Below are 14,905 nucleotides of genomic sequence, written 5' to 3' on the forward strand. Positions count from 1 at the left end.
TGCGGCCCTCTGTGGGCGCACCTCTCCCAGCACACTTTGAATAACGCTTTGAATAAGGCAAATGCAACGGCCATGAGTAACGGGTTTGGGCTATCCATCACAACGGCGCTTCGTCTTCCCCTGCGGGTTGTTCAGGGTAGATTGGGGACTATTACCCTCGGTATGTTGATGGTGGTAGGTGGGGGCGAAGTAGCCCAGGCCCAGGTGGCGTTTCCAGTCTGTCCGCCGCCACAAACCAACGAATATCTGCTGTTGGTGCGCGGCAATACCGAGGCCGAGCGTAACCGGGTTCAAGACTTGCTGCCCTCCAGCAGCACGGTGATGGTCTGCAACTACCTGAGTGATACGGTGGTGCGGGCCGGAGGGTTCACCAGCCTGGAAAATGCCAACGCCTGGGCACAGTACATGACCGAGGTGGAAGGGCTCCAAGCCTTTGTTGCTCGCCCTGCTACGGCTACCACCCCACCGCCTACGACCACTACCCCACCGCCTACAGCCACTACGCCACCGCCGCCCACGGCCACTACCCCACCGCCTACAACCACTGCGCCCCCCTCTACCCCAGAGAATCCGACGATTCCTGATCCGACGCCGACGGTCGCGCCCCCGCCCGCAGGCCCCGTCACTCCCATTGCCTATGCTCCCCAGCCGCTCAATGCTGGATTTGCGGTGTTGGTAGACTACCAGTATCAGCCGGAGACAGCCCGATCCATCCAGCGCCAAGTGGGCCAAGCGGTGGGGCTAGCGGTCTATCGCCAGCGTCCCTACCTGCTGATTGCCTACAGCCCTAACCTAGAGGGAGCCGCCACCACCCTACAAGTCTTGGGTGGCTACGGCATTTCGGGCTTCATTGTCGATAGCCAGGAAGTGGTTATGCTGACCCCGGCTATTGCCCTGGTAGATTAGGTGCCCTGGTGGATTAGGTCTTCTGGGGGCTAAAACCCATAGGCCGGAGCCGCTAGCCAAGAAATGACGACGCCCAGCATCGATCCAGCGATGACCTGGAATGGGGTATGGCCAAGGAGTTCCTTCAGACGGTCTTCGTTGAATTCAGGCTTTTCCTGAAAGAGCTCATCAATGATTTGGTTGAGGACGCGGGCTTGTTTCCCGGCGGCTTGGCGAACCCCGGCGGCATCGTACATGACAATAATGGCGAAGACGCAGGTGGCAGCAAAGAAAGGACTAGCCCAGCCAACGGTTTGCCCCACACCGCAGGCCAGGGCGGTGACGAGAGCGGAGTGGGCACTGGGCATTCCCCCAGTTTCGACCATCACCTTGAGGTTGAGCTTGCGGTGGCGCACCAGTTCAATGATGGCCTTGAGAATTTGGGCCGCGATGCAGGCCACTAAAGCCACCAGCAGCACGTAGTTATTGAGAATGTCGCTAAAGTTTTCCATCGTCGGCATGGTGAATCCCTAGTAGGTGCGGGCAACAATGTAGTCGGCGATTGCGCGGAGGGGTTGGTTGGCAGGCCCAAAGCCTTCGAGGGCAGCTTTGGCTTCGTCAATCAGTTTATCCGCCTGCCGTCGCGATTCCTCTAGGCCCCACAGGCTGGGATAGGTGGCTTTTTGGGCCGCCACATCTTTGCCGATGGATTTACCCAGGGTTTCGGCGGTGGAGGTGATGTCAAGGATGTCGTCCACAATTTGGAAGGCGAGGCCGATGCGCTGGGCATAGCCCCGCAGGTTTTGAACTTGCTCCTCGGTGGCTCCAGCGAGGATGGCCCCGGAGGTAACGGAAATTTCGAGCAGGGCGGCGGTTTTATGGTTGTGGATGTAGTTGAGGGTTTCGAGGGTCGTGTCGGGGTTGCCTTCGCTGGCTAGGTCAACGATCTGGCCGCCCACCAGCCCTTCGCCGCCGACGGCCTTGCCCAGTCCGGCAATGACCCGCAGTACCCGGTCTGCCGGAACCCCCTGGGTAGCGGTAGCCACGTGCTCAAAGGCGTAGGTGAGGAGGGCATCTCCGGCCAAAATGGCGACATCATCGCCGTAGACCTTGTGGTTCGTCAGCCGTCCGCGCCGATAGTCGTCGTTGTCCATCGATGGCAGATCGTCGTGGATTAGCGACATGGTGTGAATCATTTCTAGGGCGCAGGCCGTGGGCATGGCCACCGCTGGATCGCCCCCGACAAGTTCGCAAGCCGCCAAACAGAGGATAGGCCGCAGCCGCTTGCCCCCCGCCAGCAGCGAATAGCGCATGGATTCGTAGAGGGTTTCGGGGTACTGCATCGGTACGGCAGCATCGAGGGCGGCTTCCACCTGGGGCCGACGCTCCTCTAGGTAGGCGGAGAGGTCAAAGTTCGTCAGGTTGGCTTCGAGGGAGTTTGCGGACACCATGGCGGCTCAGAACAGCACTACACAAAAGAAGGACAGGGGAGGAAGGCAAAAACGGTCAGAGCGGGGGCGTGAACTCTAGGCAAGCTAGCGCGACTCAGGCTGTTTGGAAAGTCGCCCGGGGAGCACGCCACAACCTCAGAGTTGCAGGCGCTGGCGGTAGCTTGTCACCGTATTTTCTAGCAGCATGGCGACGGTCATCGGGCCGATGCCGCCAGGGACGGGAGTGATAGCACTGGCGATGGGGGCTACGGCGTCATAGTCCACGTCTCCCACCAGGCGGGCTTTGCCGTCGGGGCTTTCCACCCGGTTAATGCCCACGTCAATCACCACGGCACCGGGTTTTACCCAGTCAACCCCGATCATGTTGGGCCGACCCACCGCCGCCACCAGGATATCCGCCTGACGGGTGAGGGCGGGTAAGTCTACGGTGCGGGCATGGGCCACGGTAACGGTGGCGTTGGCCTCTAGCAGCATCATGGCCATGGGTTTGCCCACCAAAATGCTGCGCCCGATCACCACCGCATTCAGGCCCGTTAGGTCAATCTGGTGAGCCGCCAGCAGCCGCATTACTCCGTAGGGTGTGCAACTTCTCAGTCCCCACTCCCCTCGCAGCAGACGGCCAAGGTTGATGGGATGCAGTCCATCCACGTCTTTATCGGGGTCAATGGCGTTCAGCAGGGCCACGGCATCCAGGCCATCAGGCAAGGGCAACTGCACCAGGATGCCATCCACATTGGCATCGTGATTGAGGTGCTGAATCAGGGCCATCACCTCGCTTTGGGGCGTTCCGGTGGGCAGGTGATGCACCTGGGAGGCAATCCCCACCCTGCCGGAGGCCCGTTCCTTATTGCGAACGTAGGCGGCGCTAGCGGGGTTGTCGCCTACCATAATCACCGCCAGACCGGGGGGGCGGTGGCCTTGGGTCGTGAGGGCTTGCACCTGTTGGGCCAGTTCGTCCTGCACCTGGGCTGCGAGGGCTTTACCGTCGAGGAGTTGAGTCATGGCACGGACAATCGTTAAACACAGGGAAAAGAAGGCAACGTCGGAAGCTACCAGCCCGGAGCAACTTAGGTGAGCACCCCAGCGTGATTCCGGGCCATGTCCCAAGGCTAGGCTTCAAGGCTAGGATAGATCAGGCTGGCCTAGAACCTTTCCCAGTGTCTCAGATTTTGCCCGTTTCGCGGCAGGGAAGCCCTAGGTCAGGGCGTGTTTTCAGCCTAGGTTTTTCGTTCACCTCTCTAATCCCGGTTCTGGCTATGTTCAAACGGTTTGCCTATTCCGGCATCACTGGCCTCGTGATCCTCTCCATCGCCCTAGGTGGCGCTAGGGCGAATGCTGGCTTGGGATTGAGTCTACGAAAACAGTTGGGCAGTTTACCCGGTCTGGGCTGGCTCAGCCCCGCCACCCCCATCGCCAGCCTGGGGCAGCACCGAGGCGGTACGGCCTCCTTTGAAGGCCAGGTCACTCGGCATTTGCCCCTGCTAGAGCGCACCCTATACCAAGTCACCGATGCCTCCGGAGCAATTTGGGTTAAAACCGATGCACCCCCGCCTGACTTGGGCCAGCAAGTGGCGCTGCAAGCCACTATCCGCTACGAACTGATTTTGATGCAGGGGCAAGATATTGGCGAATTCTACGCCGAAGAGCTAGGACGGGTGGTTCGGGATTGATGCGGGATGAATTTGGAATAGATTCGGGGATAAGTCCGGTCGAAATTAGGGCGATCTCTCAAGGGCGATGGAAAATGGTAGGCTCTTAGAAACGCTGTGTAGTTCTTAATTTTGTAGGAGAGGAAAAGGGGATATGAAACGACTGGTTGGCCTGCTCATTGCCATTGGAGTGCTAGTTGGTTGGTTTGGTGGGTTTGGGTTGGCCCAGCCTGCGCTAGCCGCTGGAGGCTCTAGCGCCTTTGCCCTGCTGGCCGAGCGCCCCCTCGTAAACGCCGTCGATGCAAAATTGGGCACCGAGTACGGGGCTAAGATCGACCTTAACAACACCAATGTTCAAAGCTTCCGCAAGTATCCTGGTCTCTATCCCACCCTGGCGGGCAAAATTCTGCAAAATGCTCCCTTTGACACCGTGGAAGCCGTGCTGGAGATGCCCGGTCTGACCGAGCAGCAGATCGAAATCCTGCGAGCTAACTTGGACAACTTTACCGTCAGCCAGCCTGATCCGGCTCTGGTGGAAGGAGCTGACCGCTTTAACAATGGGGTTTACAAGTAAATCGCCTGAATCGTCCTAATTGATTCAACGTACTAAGCCCTTGTCAGGGGCCGCTCTGGGGCTAGAGTGGTCATCGACAGGGGCTTTCTCGCACCCAGAGGAGTCTGCTTTGGCCCAGTGTATTCCGTCTCCGGCAGGGGTGAACCCGCCCTGGGATTTCGATGTTTTGGTGGTGGGCGGCGGGGCAGCGGGGCTTTACTCAGCCCTCGCCATTCCGCCCCAGTGGCGAGTGGGGCTGATTACAAAGGACAATCTAACCCTCTCCGCCAGCGATTGGGCACAGGGAGGCATTGCCGCCGCCCTAGGGCCAGATGACTCAGCCCACCTCCATGTGGCCGACACCCTGCGGGCCGGGGCAGGTCTGTGTGAGCGAGAGGCGGTGGAACATCTCGTCACCCATGCGGCCACCTGCATCCATCGCCTAGTGGATTTAGGCGTCGCCTTTGACCGCAGCGGTGCTGATTTGGCCATGACCCTAGAGGCAGCTCACTCCCGGAAGCGCGTTCTCCACGCCGCCGACACCACCGGACGGGCAATTGTCTCCATTTTGGCGGAGGCGGTGCTGCAACGACCCAACATTACAGTGTATGAGTCGGCCTTTGCGCTGGATCTCTGGCTGCAAGAGGGGCAATGTCGGGGCATTGCGCTGGTGCAGGGCCATCGGCTGCGGTGGATCTCGGCTCAGGCGACGGTGCTGGCCACGGGGGGCGGCGGCCAAGTCTATGCCCAAACCACCAACCCGACGGCCAGCACCGGGGATGGCGTGGCGATGGTATGGCGAGCGGGGGGCCAACTGCGTGATTTAGAGTTCTTCCAGTTTCACCCCACCTCCCTGTCCTTGCCCGGAGCCCCGCCGTTTTTAATTAGCGAAGCCGTGCGCGGCGAAGGGGCACACCTGGTGGATAAATCGGGCCGACGGTTTGCCTACGACTATCACCCCGACGGCGAGCTGGCCCCCCGCGATGTGGTGAGTCGAGCCATTTTCCACCATTTACAAAAAACGGGGGATCGGCAGGTGTGGCTCGATATGCGCCCCATCCCCGCCGACCGATTGAACTATCGCTTCCCCAACATCATCCGGGTTTGCCGCACCTGGGGCTGCGACCCGTTGACTGAACCCGTCTCCGTGGCCCCCGCCGCCCACTACTGGATGGGGGGCATCCCCACCGATCTGCACAGCCAGACCCAAATTCCCGGCCTCTATGCCGTAGGAGAAAACGCCAGTACCGGGGTGCATGGGGCCAACCGTTTGGCCAGCAATTCTCTGCTGGAATGCCTGGTCTATGGGGCAGAGTTAGCGCACCTTCCCCTCCAGGCGGGCTTAGTGAAGCCGGAGGTTCCCACCCCGTTGCCGCCTCAGCCACCACCATCGGACACCGGAGAGGATGATCGACTGGCGGAACTCAACCAAAAACGGCAGCAGCTCACCCAACTGATGTGGGACTATGCCGCCATCAGCCGCAACCAAGCGGGGCTAGACACTGCCATTACCACCCTAGACGCCTGGCGGCAAGACGCGGAGCAAGACGACTTGTCTCAGGCTTTGCAGGCCCTTCCCCCGGATTTGCACCAGGAGCTACCCGCCGACCTAACCCTGCCACGGCTGCGGGCCTGGGGCGAACTGCGGAACCTGTCTGATGTGGGCTGGTTGGTGCTAAATAGCGCCCGCTTCCGCACCGAAAGCCGGGGTGGCCATTACCGTAGCGATCACCCCAAGACTGACCCCGCGTGGCAGGCCCATACCCTGGTACAGGGCCATCAGTGGCAGCGGTCGGCCTCGTTGTCCGGTCAGCTTTCCTCCGAGGACAGCCCAACCTAGCCATCCAGTCCTGGGCTTGCTAGGCTAAACGGAGCTTCGTTTCCTGTCCCAATCCCCGTCCCTGGCCCATGGCTACCTCCTCCAAACCGCTGTTTGATCAGTTCCTCCTGCCTATTTTTGAGCGCCTGATTGACCGTGAGGCTATCCTCCGGCTGCGTCAGCGCATTGATTGGGATCAAGAACTGCCGCGCCTGACCAATCCCCAGGTGGCCTACCCCGACTACTACACCCACCACAATTTCCATGGCGTCCAAGGCGGCTACCTCAACATTGATGCCGCCATCACCTACGACCCCATTACCCAGTACGTGCTGCCGCCAGGAGAAACCTGGGTGCGAGAAAGCCTGGTCAACGCCATTCAGGGCCAGCCGCGCCGCATTCTAGACCTGGGCTGTGGCACGGGCAGTACCACTTTGATGCTCAAGCGCCGCTTTCCCCAGGCGGAGGTGATCGGCCTAGACCTGTCTCCCCAAATGCTGGTGATGGCCGCCGACAAAGCCAAATCCGCCCCCCTCGACATCACCTTCTGCCACGGCAACGCCGCCGAGACCGGATTGCCAGAGGCATCCTTTAATGTGGTGTGTATGACGCTGCTGTTCCACGAAACGCCGCCCACCGTGGCCAAAACCATCTTGCAGGAGAGCTTTCGGCTGTTGGTTCCCGGTGGACAGGTGCTAATTTTGGACGGCAACCAGCGCACCCTGCGGGCCACCGACTGGCTCAACCACATTTTTGAAGAGCCCTTTATCCGCGACTATGCCCAGGGGAACGTGGATGCGTGGCTGGGCTGGGCCGGGTTTGAGGCCGTCCGCTCTGAGGAGGTGTTTTGGCTGAACCAGTTGAACTATGGCCGCAAACCTCTGCCCGTCCATGAACGCAACGCTCACCCCGCCGACCCAGGCGCATCCCGGTCGGAAGGGTTGGGTGATGAAGCGAGCGGCGGGTGGCAACATCAGCCAGCCTAGCCCAACGTCCAGAACACCAGTGATACAGCCCCCGGTGGCCCAGATCTACCGTCAACAATCGGGTTGGGGATAGGAGATATCCTGGATAGTCCTAGACATCCTACACCCAGACGTTATGCTCAATCCTACTTGGCAACCCCTGATTCTCCTGGGGTGCAGGGTGACGAACCCAAGCGACTAGGGTGATCCCAAGTAGGGTGATTGCCGCGAATACACCCTACAGTCGCACCCTTGGAAAATCAGGGCTCTGGTCTTCGGATTGGGTATTAGGCATGGCTGGCGGCAGCGGCAACCGGAGATTCGGATCCGGCATCATGGCCGCTGTGTACCACCATCACTGAGCAGGCTGCATGGTGCATGACATGGTTGCTGACACTGCCCAAGAGCAGTTCACCTAAACCTCGACGGCGATGGCTTCCTACCACAATCAAATCGGCTTCCCAGGATTTAGCTACGGCGCAAATCGTGGTGGCTGGATCGCCCGCCGCTTGGGAAAACTCTGCCTCAACCCCAGTGGTCTTAGCCAGGTCGGCCTCCCGTTCCAGCATCGCCATCCGATTGGATTCAAAGGTTTCCCAGCGTTTTTGATAGTCCTTCCACACGGCGTCATCCAGCACCGGGTAATAGGCTTGGTAGGAACGAATGGGGATGCCGGGGCTGCCTTCTTCATAGGCAGACAGCACATGGAGCAGCATCAACTTAGCTCCGGTAGCCTGGGCTAAATCCAGGGCTTGGTCAAACACCGTTTGCCGTAGGGACGAACTATCTAGGGCCACAAGAATGCGCTTAAACATGGTGAGTCTCCTCTGCTTCTTGCTGTGATACTAAATCCCGGTTGTTTACCCCCGATTTAACCATCGTTCTCGCTCAGGTTGAGCTTGTCGTTGGCGTAGCCTCCTCAATGGGGAAAGCCTCAATTTATCCAGGGGTTTTCTATTCGGATTTAGCATGAGCCCGCTTTTCTAGTTGCTCTGAGTGGAAGCGATGCAACCAAGGAGAAGCCAGCGGTAAATCACTGGTGATAGAGCGTGAGCGCTAAGAGAACCAGAGCCAGGGGCCGTAGGCTATGCCTTCATTATAAAAAAAGCTCCCAGGGTATTTCCCAGGGCTTAACAATGCCGCAACAAAGCTTGGGCTCGTTAACCGTAACCTGCCAGATTTCTGGAAGGTGTGGCGCGGGTGCAACCTAGAGGTGCCCCTGACCAGGAGCCTAAGCCCCTGGTGCCCAGGGTTTGGGTGTGGTGTTGGTGTATTTACCAAAGAATCGCGACAGTCCAAAAAAGATGCCGCAAAAGGTGCAGCTACGCTACACCCTTGCCCCTACGGGATTTTTGGGAAACCGTTGCCTACTGAACCCTAGAAGCTTTGACCCGCAGTAGCGAGTTCCGCAGAGGAATCGGCGGCGGGATCAGCGGTTTTAGGGCTGGAATCTAAAAAGATGTCGGTCGCTTTTAACCGCAATCCTGCCCGGGGTTGGGCATCCATTTTGCTGAGGTAGGGATCGGCATCAATGGCTCCACTGGCAATAATTAATGACCCCTTGCGAATATAGGATAGCTTGCGCCATGCAGCGGAGCCTTCCCACACGCTGATTTCAACGGTAAAGCTATCATCTTCTTTGCGACTAGGAATGCGATCAACATAAATGGTTATTTTAGCGACCTGAACTTCGCCCCCAGCTTTTCGTTCAACATTCCGAATTTCTGGGTCAGCGGCCACATTACCCGACAAAGTACACACATTTAAACCACGGCTTGACATGGAAAGTAACTCCTAGGGATTACATTAGAATGGCCACGATGAGTTGGCCATCCCACTGACTATGTTGTGACATCACCAGCCCAGCCCGCCGTGATGGGTTAGAGGATAGGGATAGTGTGTCAATCAAGCGGATTAACACACCAGAAGATGCGCCCTAGTCTCAGCTTCGTTGTGAGCGAAGCAAGGTCATGATCAGCGGGTGAAGGCTGGTAGGTTTACTATGCACAACCCCAGGGTAAAAGTGGCTACGCACAATCGCTGAACTTGCCTAATGCGTTGGGCAATGGGTGTGAAAAACAGGCTGAAAACCCTTTTCCTGCATCGCTTTTGGCCTTTGATATTGCTAGAGCAGGGTGGGGCCAAGTTCAGCCAATTGACGGAGGGGCAGCGGATAGCTTACGCAGATGATCTACAAAACGTATGCGAAGCTTTGGGGCCTATCAAAAGGGATCAAAAATGTAGTTGTCGGCACAGGATTGGGCCTTGGCTTGGTCGGAGGGACTGCGAACAGTCCAGGTGATGAGCGGAATGTGAAAGGCACATTTGGCCACCGTGGTCGAGAGTTTGGGCAAAGAGCGCAGGTCGTAGGCGATGAAGTGGGGCTGGCTAGCCCAGTTGAACAGCAGGTTGCTATGGGCGAGGGCCAAGTGGCGGGGGGCGGGTTCCCAGCCGATGGCGCTGGACAGTTGGCCGCGTTGAATGTGGGGTGCGTGGTGTTTAAACCACTGCAAAGATAAGGGATTGAACGACTGGACGGCAAACTCACCCTGGTAGTGGGTGAGCGTCTTGAGCAGAGCGCGTTCGAGGGCTCCAACCCGACCTTCGTTTTTGATTTCAATCAGTGCCGGAACCCGCCCGTCAATCACATCTAACGCCTCCGCTAACGACGGGATCCTTTCGTCGGTGTCGTAGAGGCGATAGTGTTTCAGGCTGGCAAGGGTTTGGTGGTGAATGATCCCCGGTTGCCCGGTGAGGCGGTCGAGGGTTTTATCGTGGAAGACGGCTAACTCACCATCGGCTAGGAGCTGGATATCCATCTCAATGGGGAAGCCTTGGGCGATGGCCGCGTCAAAGGCCAGGAGAGAGTTTTCCGGCACCGTCTTGCCCTGGTGCAGGCCGCGATGGGCGATAGGTCGAGCGGTAATCCAGTCCATGGCAGGCATTCTAGACCAGACTGCTCCCCGCTTGGGTTAAGGGAATTTCTAGATTCTGCCTAGGATCTTAACCTAGGCTTGAGGCCGTTGGTGGCGATGCCCTAGCCCTCCAGCAGGGGCTTTAGATCGAGATGTTGGCCAATTTCTTCGGTTAGGGCCGTGAGGACAGCTTCACGATGTTCGCGGTAGTTGGGGATGCCCGTGGGCAGTGAGCCTAGCCCCCGCTGCTGGCGGAGACGATTGAGCCACGCCCGTCGCCAGGGGCCGTTGTCAAAAATACCGTGGAGGTAGGTGCCCCAGAGGGATTGGCTGCGGTCTACTACGCCGAGGCTGCGATCTTCAAACAAAAACTCGAATTCGTAGCCCGTTTGTTCCTTGGCTTCGGAGAGGCTGAGCTGGGTGCGGCCCTGGTGCAGTTCGTAGCCGGAGACAGGCAGACCATCCTGGGGAAATCGGGAGGTAACGGTGCGCTGGCGGGCGACTTTTTGCTGGGTGATCACCGTCCGCATGGGCACCAAATCGAGGCCGGGGAAGCGTCCTTCGTGGCCCTCAATGCCTTCGGGATCGGCCATGAACTGCCCCATCATTTGAAAGCCGCCGCAGATGCCCATCACGGTTCCTCCCGCTGCCACATAGTCGCGGATGGCATCTGCCATACCCGTGCGCTGGAGGGTGAGCAGGTCGGCGATGGTGGTTTTGGTGCCGGGGATGATCACCGCATCGGGGTAGCCCAGGTCATCCTTGGGGCTGAGGTAGGTGACGCGCACCGAGGGCTCTGATTCGAGCGGGTCGAAATCGGTGAAGTTGGCAATGCGGGGTAGACGCACCACGGCAATCGTTAAGTCGGCCTGCTTTTTGCGGTTGGGCAGGCGATCTAGCAGACTGAGGGAATCCTCGGCGGGCAAGGTTTGATCCATCCAGGGCACAACTCCCAGTACCGGAATCCCGGTGCGCTCGGTGAGCCAAGCTAGGCCCGGTTCTAGGATGCTCCGCTGGCCTCGAAATTTATTAATGACAATGCCCTTCACCAAGGCCCGTTCATCGGGATCCATAAGTTCTAGGGTGCCAACAATGTGGGCAAACACGCCACCCCGGTCGATATCTGCCACCAGCACCGTGGGGGCATTCAGGTGTTTGGCAATCCGCATATTGGTGAGATCGCGGTGTTTGAGGTTCACCTCCACCGGGCTACCTGCCCCTTCGCACACCAAAAAATCGTAGTCCTGACTGAGCACAATCAGCGATTCTTGAATCGCCTGCCAGCCTTTGTCAAAAAAATCTTCGTAGTAGCGCTGGGCGGTAGTGGTGCCAACAGCTTTGCCCTTAAAAATCACCTGGGAGGTCATATCTCCCTGGGGTTTCAGCAAAATTGGGTTCATCTCCACCTGGGGAGATACTCCCGCTGCCCAAGCCTGCACCGCCTGGGCATAGCCCATCTCGCCCCCGGTGGCCGTCACGTAGGCATTGAGGGCCATGTTCTGCCCCTTGAAGGGAGCTACCCGCCACCCCTGACGGTTCAACAAACGACAAATGGCCGTCGTAATCAGCGATTTGCCGACGTGGGAGGCCGTTCCCACTACCATAATTGCCCGCATGGCGCTTCTCCCAAAATCTAAAACGGATGGGGGTGGCCCACCTCTAACTCTTCTCCCCGTGAATGAGGAGAGCCGGAAATCTTGTCAACCCCTAGCCCTGCCACCAACTGGGCAGGCGCAGCCAGCGATGCCAGGTGTTGTGAAGATGATCGCCCCAGGTGGGCCGCAGTTGGCTAGTGCTGAGTTGTTCTAGATGATGGCACAGGTGATGCCCCAGGGGCGTGAGCCGAAAGCTATCGGTCAGCCCTTGGCCATCCACTTCGCGCCGCAGCAGCCCCACGGCAATCAGCCACATCAGTTCGTTGTCCGCTTGCAGTTCCGACAGGGAGCGACGGGTATAGCCCTGTGTCACCCCCTGGGGATGACACACCTGACGCACCGAAACACTTTGGTGGCGGAGGGTAATCAGCAGGTCTAGGCGAAAGGGGGAGCACTTGAAGGCGCGTTCGGCCCGCCTCCAGGAGGACTGGGGATAGCGCTGGATTAAACTGGGGTCTGAATTTACAAGGGCCATAGGTTCTCAGTCAGGGCGGTTGGGGAGAGGGTGATACCTAGCCCCATTGTATAGGCGGTGTAGGGGTAATCCCAGATTGCGGGACAATGCTGGGGTCGGTATCAAAACATTCGGCGGAGAAATCTATGCGCGGTGAGCTGTCGGCCCTAGCAACGGCCTGTTTGTGGGCGGTGGCGACCATGTTATTTGGCCAACTGGGCAAGCAACTGCCGCCCTCGGTGATGAACTTGGCAAAGGGCGTCATCGCCCTCACCCTGGTCGTGATCACGCTGCTGGTGCTGCAACGGGCACCCGTAGGGTTAGATCCTCGATCCTGGGGGCTGCTGTTGGCCAGTGGTGGCCTGGGCATCGGCATCGGCGATACCCTGTACTTCACTTCCATCAATCGGATTGGCCCTCGGCGGGCGCTGCTGCTAGAAACCCTATCACCGCCCCTAGGGGCTTTGCTGGCGCTGTTGTTTCTGGGCGAAGTGCTGTCCCTGCGGGCCTGGGCAGGAATTGGCCTCACGGCTCTGGGGGTAGTATGGGTGGTGTCTGAGCGGGTGCCCACCGGAGCAACCTCAATGCGGCCAAGGTGGCAAGATACGACCTTTGGGGTGCTGGCCGCCCTCACTTCAGCGGTGGCAGCGGTGCTATCGCGGGCCGCCCTAGCCGACACCGTGATTGACCCGCTGTGGGGAACGCTGGCCCGATTGGGGGGCGGCCTAGCAATCCTGCTGATTATCCTTCGTCGCCAAGGCCCGTTGCCCACCCCTCGGCAAATTGCGCCCAATCGCCGGGTGCTGGGCGGGCTATTCCTGGCCACCTTCTTAGGCACCTACCTGGGCATCTACCTGCAACAAACCGCCTTCAAATTTGCCCCCACGGGCATCGCCCAATCCCTGCTGGCTACCAGCCCCCTGTTCATCCTGCCCCTGGCGGCGGCGATGGGAGAAAGGGTCAGCGGTCGGGCCGTGGGGGGAGCGCTGTTGGCCTTGGCGGGGGTGGTGCTGTTGGTAATGGGGCGATAAGGGAGTCGGGATGCGGGAGGGGGAAGTCGGGGCTAAACCTTTTCGCCGCTGAGGATGAAGATCGGGTCTACGGCGGTAAAGACTTGGTGGTTGCCCTTCACCTCTAGGCGGTTGACGGCGGGTTGGGCCGCTTCGATATTGCGGACTTGAAGCTGAGCAAAGGTTTCAGAAACGCTGTAGAGCCCTTCTAAATTGCCCACCGTGACCACCAAGCGTCCACCGGGGGGCAGGTAGTTCCAGGCGGCTTGCAGAATAGTTTTCAGAGATCGCCCTCCCTCCACAAAGATGCAGTTAGGATCGGGGGATAGATGGTCTAAAACCTCTGGGGCGCTGCCCTGCACTACGGTCAAATTAGATAGCTCAAACCGCTGGCAATTGCGACGAATTAAGTCCGCCACGTCTTCATCGCGCTCCACCGCCACCACTTGGCCCTGCCTGCACATCAGCGCAGCCTCAATGGCCAGGGTGCCTGTGCCTGCGCCAATATCCCATAGCACATCCGTGGGCCGCAGCCGCAGATACCCCAGCAGCAATAGCCGCACCTCCCGACTGCTGAGGGGAATACCGGGCAACTGCTCAAAGAGGGCATCAGGAATGCCGGGGGTGGCATAGGGCCAAAGGGTAGACATAGACCACGCTGTCGGGGGGCGCTTCCATTGTGCCATTGTCGCTAAATCCGGCCAAATCTTCAGGGAGTCGGCGGTGAGGTGGGACGTTGCAGTCGGCTAGACCTACGTCCAATGACCCCAGAGATGTAAAGACGCCTTACTCCGGGTGAGGAGCCTCCACCAAGCGGAGAGAAAATACCTCGCTGAACGACTGCTTCACCAGGGGCACCACCTCCGCTACGGTGATGCCGGGGCAAAATTGCGCCACGCTGCCCACGGCTTTATCGGCAATGCCACAGGGAATAATCGCTTCAAAGCCCGCCAAGTCGGGACACACATTAAGGGCAAAGCCGTGCATCGTAATCCAGCGGCTGACCTTGATGCCGATGGCGGCTAGCTTGGTATCACCGACCCATACCCCGGTGAGTCCGGGCTGGCGCGTTGCGTGGATACCCAGGGTCGCCAAGGTCTGGATCACCACTTCCTCTAACTGCCGCAGATACCAGTGCAAATCCGTCTGGTGGCGCTTGAGATCGAGGATGGGATAGCCCACCAGTTGGCCGGGGCAATGGTGAGTCACTTCGCCGCCACGCTCGATGCGAAACAGGGGATGGGGAGGGTTACTCTCCAGAAATTTAAGATTTTCAGTGGTGGATCCCTGGCCCAGGGTGTAGACCGGAGGGTGCTCCACCAGCAGCAGACGGTCGGGCTGGGGAGATTGACGGTGGCGCGAAACCCAGCTTTTTTGCAGGTTCCAGGCATCTGCATAGGGCACCAACCCCAGGGTATAGACCTCGCAGAAAGGCTGATCAGCCTGCTGATCGCGTCCCATCTTGTCAACCGTATAAGAACTGGAAAATGTCATGAACTGTGGAAAAACGAGGATGGGGGAATCAAGATTTATCAACCCATGCAAAGGA

The 14,905-nt window shown here is 58.9% G+C and carries 16 protein-coding genes; 6 read left to right on the forward strand and 10 right to left on the reverse strand.

Features of this window, described 5'->3' with window-relative positions:
- Nucleotides 1-72 precede the first annotated feature (72 nt).
- Nucleotides 73-906 carry a hypothetical protein gene (locus tag GFS31_RS13335; protein ID WP_198805281.1) on the forward strand — a complete coding sequence of 278 codons (834 nt, stop codon included), beginning with the start codon at nt 73-75 and terminating at the stop codon, nt 904-906.
- A 29-nt stretch (nt 907-935) separates the two neighbouring features.
- Here GFS31_RS13335 and GFS31_RS13340 read toward each other — a convergent pair whose 3' ends face one another.
- From GFS31_RS13340 to folD, 3 genes are all read right to left on the reverse strand, one after another.
- A complete protein-coding gene (locus tag GFS31_RS13340) occupies nt 936-1,406 on the reverse strand; it encodes a divergent PAP2 family protein (protein ID WP_410503853.1) in 471 nt (156 codons plus the stop codon).
- A gap of 9 nt (nt 1,407-1,415) precedes the next feature.
- Complete coding sequence (gene crtE, locus GFS31_RS13345) at nt 1,416-2,336, reverse strand: geranylgeranyl diphosphate synthase CrtE (protein WP_198805282.1); 921 nt, start codon at nt 2,334-2,336, stop codon at nt 1,416-1,418.
- A gap of 135 nt (nt 2,337-2,471) precedes the next feature.
- A complete protein-coding gene (gene folD / locus GFS31_RS13350) occupies nt 2,472-3,338 on the reverse strand; it encodes a bifunctional methylenetetrahydrofolate dehydrogenase/methenyltetrahydrofolate cyclohydrolase FolD (RefSeq protein WP_198805283.1) in 867 nt (288 codons plus the stop codon).
- Between the two features lie 254 nt (nt 3,339-3,592).
- On the opposite strand from folD, the gene GFS31_RS13355 reads away from it, so the two are divergent.
- The 4 genes from GFS31_RS13355 (at nt 3,593) to GFS31_RS13370 (ending at nt 7,343) form a co-directional block, all read left to right on the forward strand.
- On the forward strand, nt 3,593-4,006 hold the full coding sequence (locus GFS31_RS13355; RefSeq protein WP_198805284.1) for a hypothetical protein: 414 nt from the start codon (nt 3,593-3,595) through the stop codon (nt 4,004-4,006).
- A gap of 133 nt (nt 4,007-4,139) precedes the next feature.
- Entirely contained in the window at nt 4,140-4,559 is a 420-nt protein-coding gene (gene psbU, locus GFS31_RS13360; protein WP_198805285.1) for a photosystem II complex extrinsic protein PsbU, read from the forward strand.
- A gap of 109 nt (nt 4,560-4,668) precedes the next feature.
- A complete protein-coding gene (gene nadB, locus GFS31_RS13365) occupies nt 4,669-6,378 on the forward strand; it encodes an L-aspartate oxidase (RefSeq protein WP_225907413.1) in 1,710 nt (569 codons plus the stop codon).
- Nucleotides 6,379-6,446: 68 nt separating this feature from the next.
- A complete protein-coding gene (locus GFS31_RS13370; protein WP_198805286.1) occupies nt 6,447-7,343 on the forward strand; it encodes a class I SAM-dependent methyltransferase in 897 nt (298 codons plus the stop codon).
- Nucleotides 7,344-7,609: 266 nt separating this feature from the next.
- On the opposite strand, the gene GFS31_RS13375 is transcribed toward GFS31_RS13370, so the two are convergent.
- The 5 genes from GFS31_RS13375 to GFS31_RS13395 form a co-directional block, all read right to left on the reverse strand.
- Nucleotides 7,610-8,137 (reverse strand): universal stress protein, encoded by a 528-nt coding sequence (locus tag GFS31_RS13375; RefSeq protein ID WP_198805287.1) that lies wholly within the window; start codon nt 8,135-8,137, stop codon nt 7,610-7,612.
- A gap of 562 nt (nt 8,138-8,699) precedes the next feature.
- Nucleotides 8,700-9,104 (reverse strand): single-stranded DNA-binding protein, encoded by a 405-nt coding sequence (locus GFS31_RS13380; RefSeq protein ID WP_198805288.1) that lies wholly within the window; start codon nt 9,102-9,104, stop codon nt 8,700-8,702.
- A gap of 440 nt (nt 9,105-9,544) precedes the next feature.
- Complete coding sequence (locus GFS31_RS13385) at nt 9,545-10,258, reverse strand: glycerophosphodiester phosphodiesterase family protein (RefSeq protein ID WP_198805289.1); 714 nt, start codon at nt 10,256-10,258, stop codon at nt 9,545-9,547.
- 101 nt (nt 10,259-10,359) lie between these two features.
- Complete coding sequence (cobQ, locus tag GFS31_RS13390; protein WP_198805290.1) at nt 10,360-11,853, reverse strand: cobyric acid synthase CobQ; 1,494 nt, start codon at nt 11,851-11,853, stop codon at nt 10,360-10,362.
- Nucleotides 11,854-11,944: 91 nt separating this feature from the next.
- Complete coding sequence (locus GFS31_RS13395) at nt 11,945-12,367, reverse strand: Npun_F0494 family protein (RefSeq protein WP_198805291.1); 423 nt, start codon at nt 12,365-12,367, stop codon at nt 11,945-11,947.
- A 125-nt stretch (nt 12,368-12,492) separates the two neighbouring features.
- Here GFS31_RS13395 and GFS31_RS13400 point away from each other — a divergent pair, with 125 nt between their 5' ends.
- On the forward strand, nt 12,493-13,377 hold the full coding sequence (locus GFS31_RS13400; RefSeq protein ID WP_198805292.1) for a DMT family transporter: 885 nt from the start codon (nt 12,493-12,495) through the stop codon (nt 13,375-13,377).
- A 32-nt stretch (nt 13,378-13,409) separates the two neighbouring features.
- On the opposite strand, the gene cbiT is transcribed toward GFS31_RS13400, so the two are convergent.
- On the reverse strand, nt 13,410-14,006 hold the full coding sequence (cbiT, locus tag GFS31_RS13405) for a precorrin-6Y C5,15-methyltransferase subunit CbiT (protein ID WP_198805293.1): 597 nt from the start codon (nt 14,004-14,006) through the stop codon (nt 13,410-13,412).
- Between the two features lie 136 nt (nt 14,007-14,142).
- Nucleotides 14,143-14,817, reverse strand: coding sequence for a lipoyl(octanoyl) transferase LipB (gene lipB / locus GFS31_RS13410; protein WP_198805294.1), 675 nt, complete (start codon nt 14,815-14,817; stop codon nt 14,143-14,145).
- Between the last annotated feature and the right edge of the window lie 88 nt (nt 14,818-14,905).

The organism is Leptolyngbya sp. BL0902, assembly GCF_016403105.1.
Taxonomy (GTDB): domain Bacteria; phylum Cyanobacteriota; class Cyanobacteriia; order Phormidesmidales; family Phormidesmidaceae; genus Nodosilinea.

What these genes read in the sequence shown, in the direction of transcription:
- GFS31_RS13335 (WP_198805281.1), top strand. Translation starts at nt 73, where the DNA reads ATGAGTAACGGGTTTGGGCTATCCATCACAACGGCGCTTCGTCTTCCC.
- GFS31_RS13340 (WP_410503853.1), bottom strand. Translation starts at nt 1,406, where the DNA reads ATGCCGACGATGGAAAACTTTAGCGACATTCTCAATAACTACGTGCTG.
- crtE (WP_198805282.1), bottom strand. Translation starts at nt 2,336, where the DNA reads ATGGTGTCCGCAAACTCCCTCGAAGCCAACCTGACGAACTTTGACCTC.
- folD (WP_198805283.1), bottom strand. Translation starts at nt 3,338, where the DNA reads ATGACTCAACTCCTCGACGGTAAAGCCCTCGCAGCCCAGGTGCAGGAC.
- GFS31_RS13355 (WP_198805284.1), top strand. Translation starts at nt 3,593, where the DNA reads ATGTTCAAACGGTTTGCCTATTCCGGCATCACTGGCCTCGTGATCCTC.
- psbU (WP_198805285.1), top strand. Translation starts at nt 4,140, where the DNA reads ATGAAACGACTGGTTGGCCTGCTCATTGCCATTGGAGTGCTAGTTGGT.
- GFS31_RS13370 (WP_198805286.1), top strand. Translation starts at nt 6,447, where the DNA reads ATGGCTACCTCCTCCAAACCGCTGTTTGATCAGTTCCTCCTGCCTATT.
- GFS31_RS13375 (WP_198805287.1), bottom strand. Translation starts at nt 8,137, where the DNA reads ATGTTTAAGCGCATTCTTGTGGCCCTAGATAGTTCGTCCCTACGGCAA.
- GFS31_RS13380 (WP_198805288.1), bottom strand. Translation starts at nt 9,104, where the DNA reads ATGTCAAGCCGTGGTTTAAATGTGTGTACTTTGTCGGGTAATGTGGCC.
- GFS31_RS13385 (WP_198805289.1), bottom strand. Translation starts at nt 10,258, where the DNA reads ATGGACTGGATTACCGCTCGACCTATCGCCCATCGCGGCCTGCACCAG.
- cobQ (WP_198805290.1), bottom strand. Translation starts at nt 11,853, where the DNA reads ATGCGGGCAATTATGGTAGTGGGAACGGCCTCCCACGTCGGCAAATCG.
- GFS31_RS13395 (WP_198805291.1), bottom strand. Translation starts at nt 12,367, where the DNA reads ATGGCCCTTGTAAATTCAGACCCCAGTTTAATCCAGCGCTATCCCCAG.
- GFS31_RS13400 (WP_198805292.1), top strand. Translation starts at nt 12,493, where the DNA reads ATGCGCGGTGAGCTGTCGGCCCTAGCAACGGCCTGTTTGTGGGCGGTG.
- cbiT (WP_198805293.1), bottom strand. Translation starts at nt 14,006, where the DNA reads ATGTCTACCCTTTGGCCCTATGCCACCCCCGGCATTCCTGATGCCCTC.
- lipB (WP_198805294.1), bottom strand. Translation starts at nt 14,817, where the DNA reads ATGGGACGCGATCAGCAGGCTGATCAGCCTTTCTGCGAGGTCTATACC.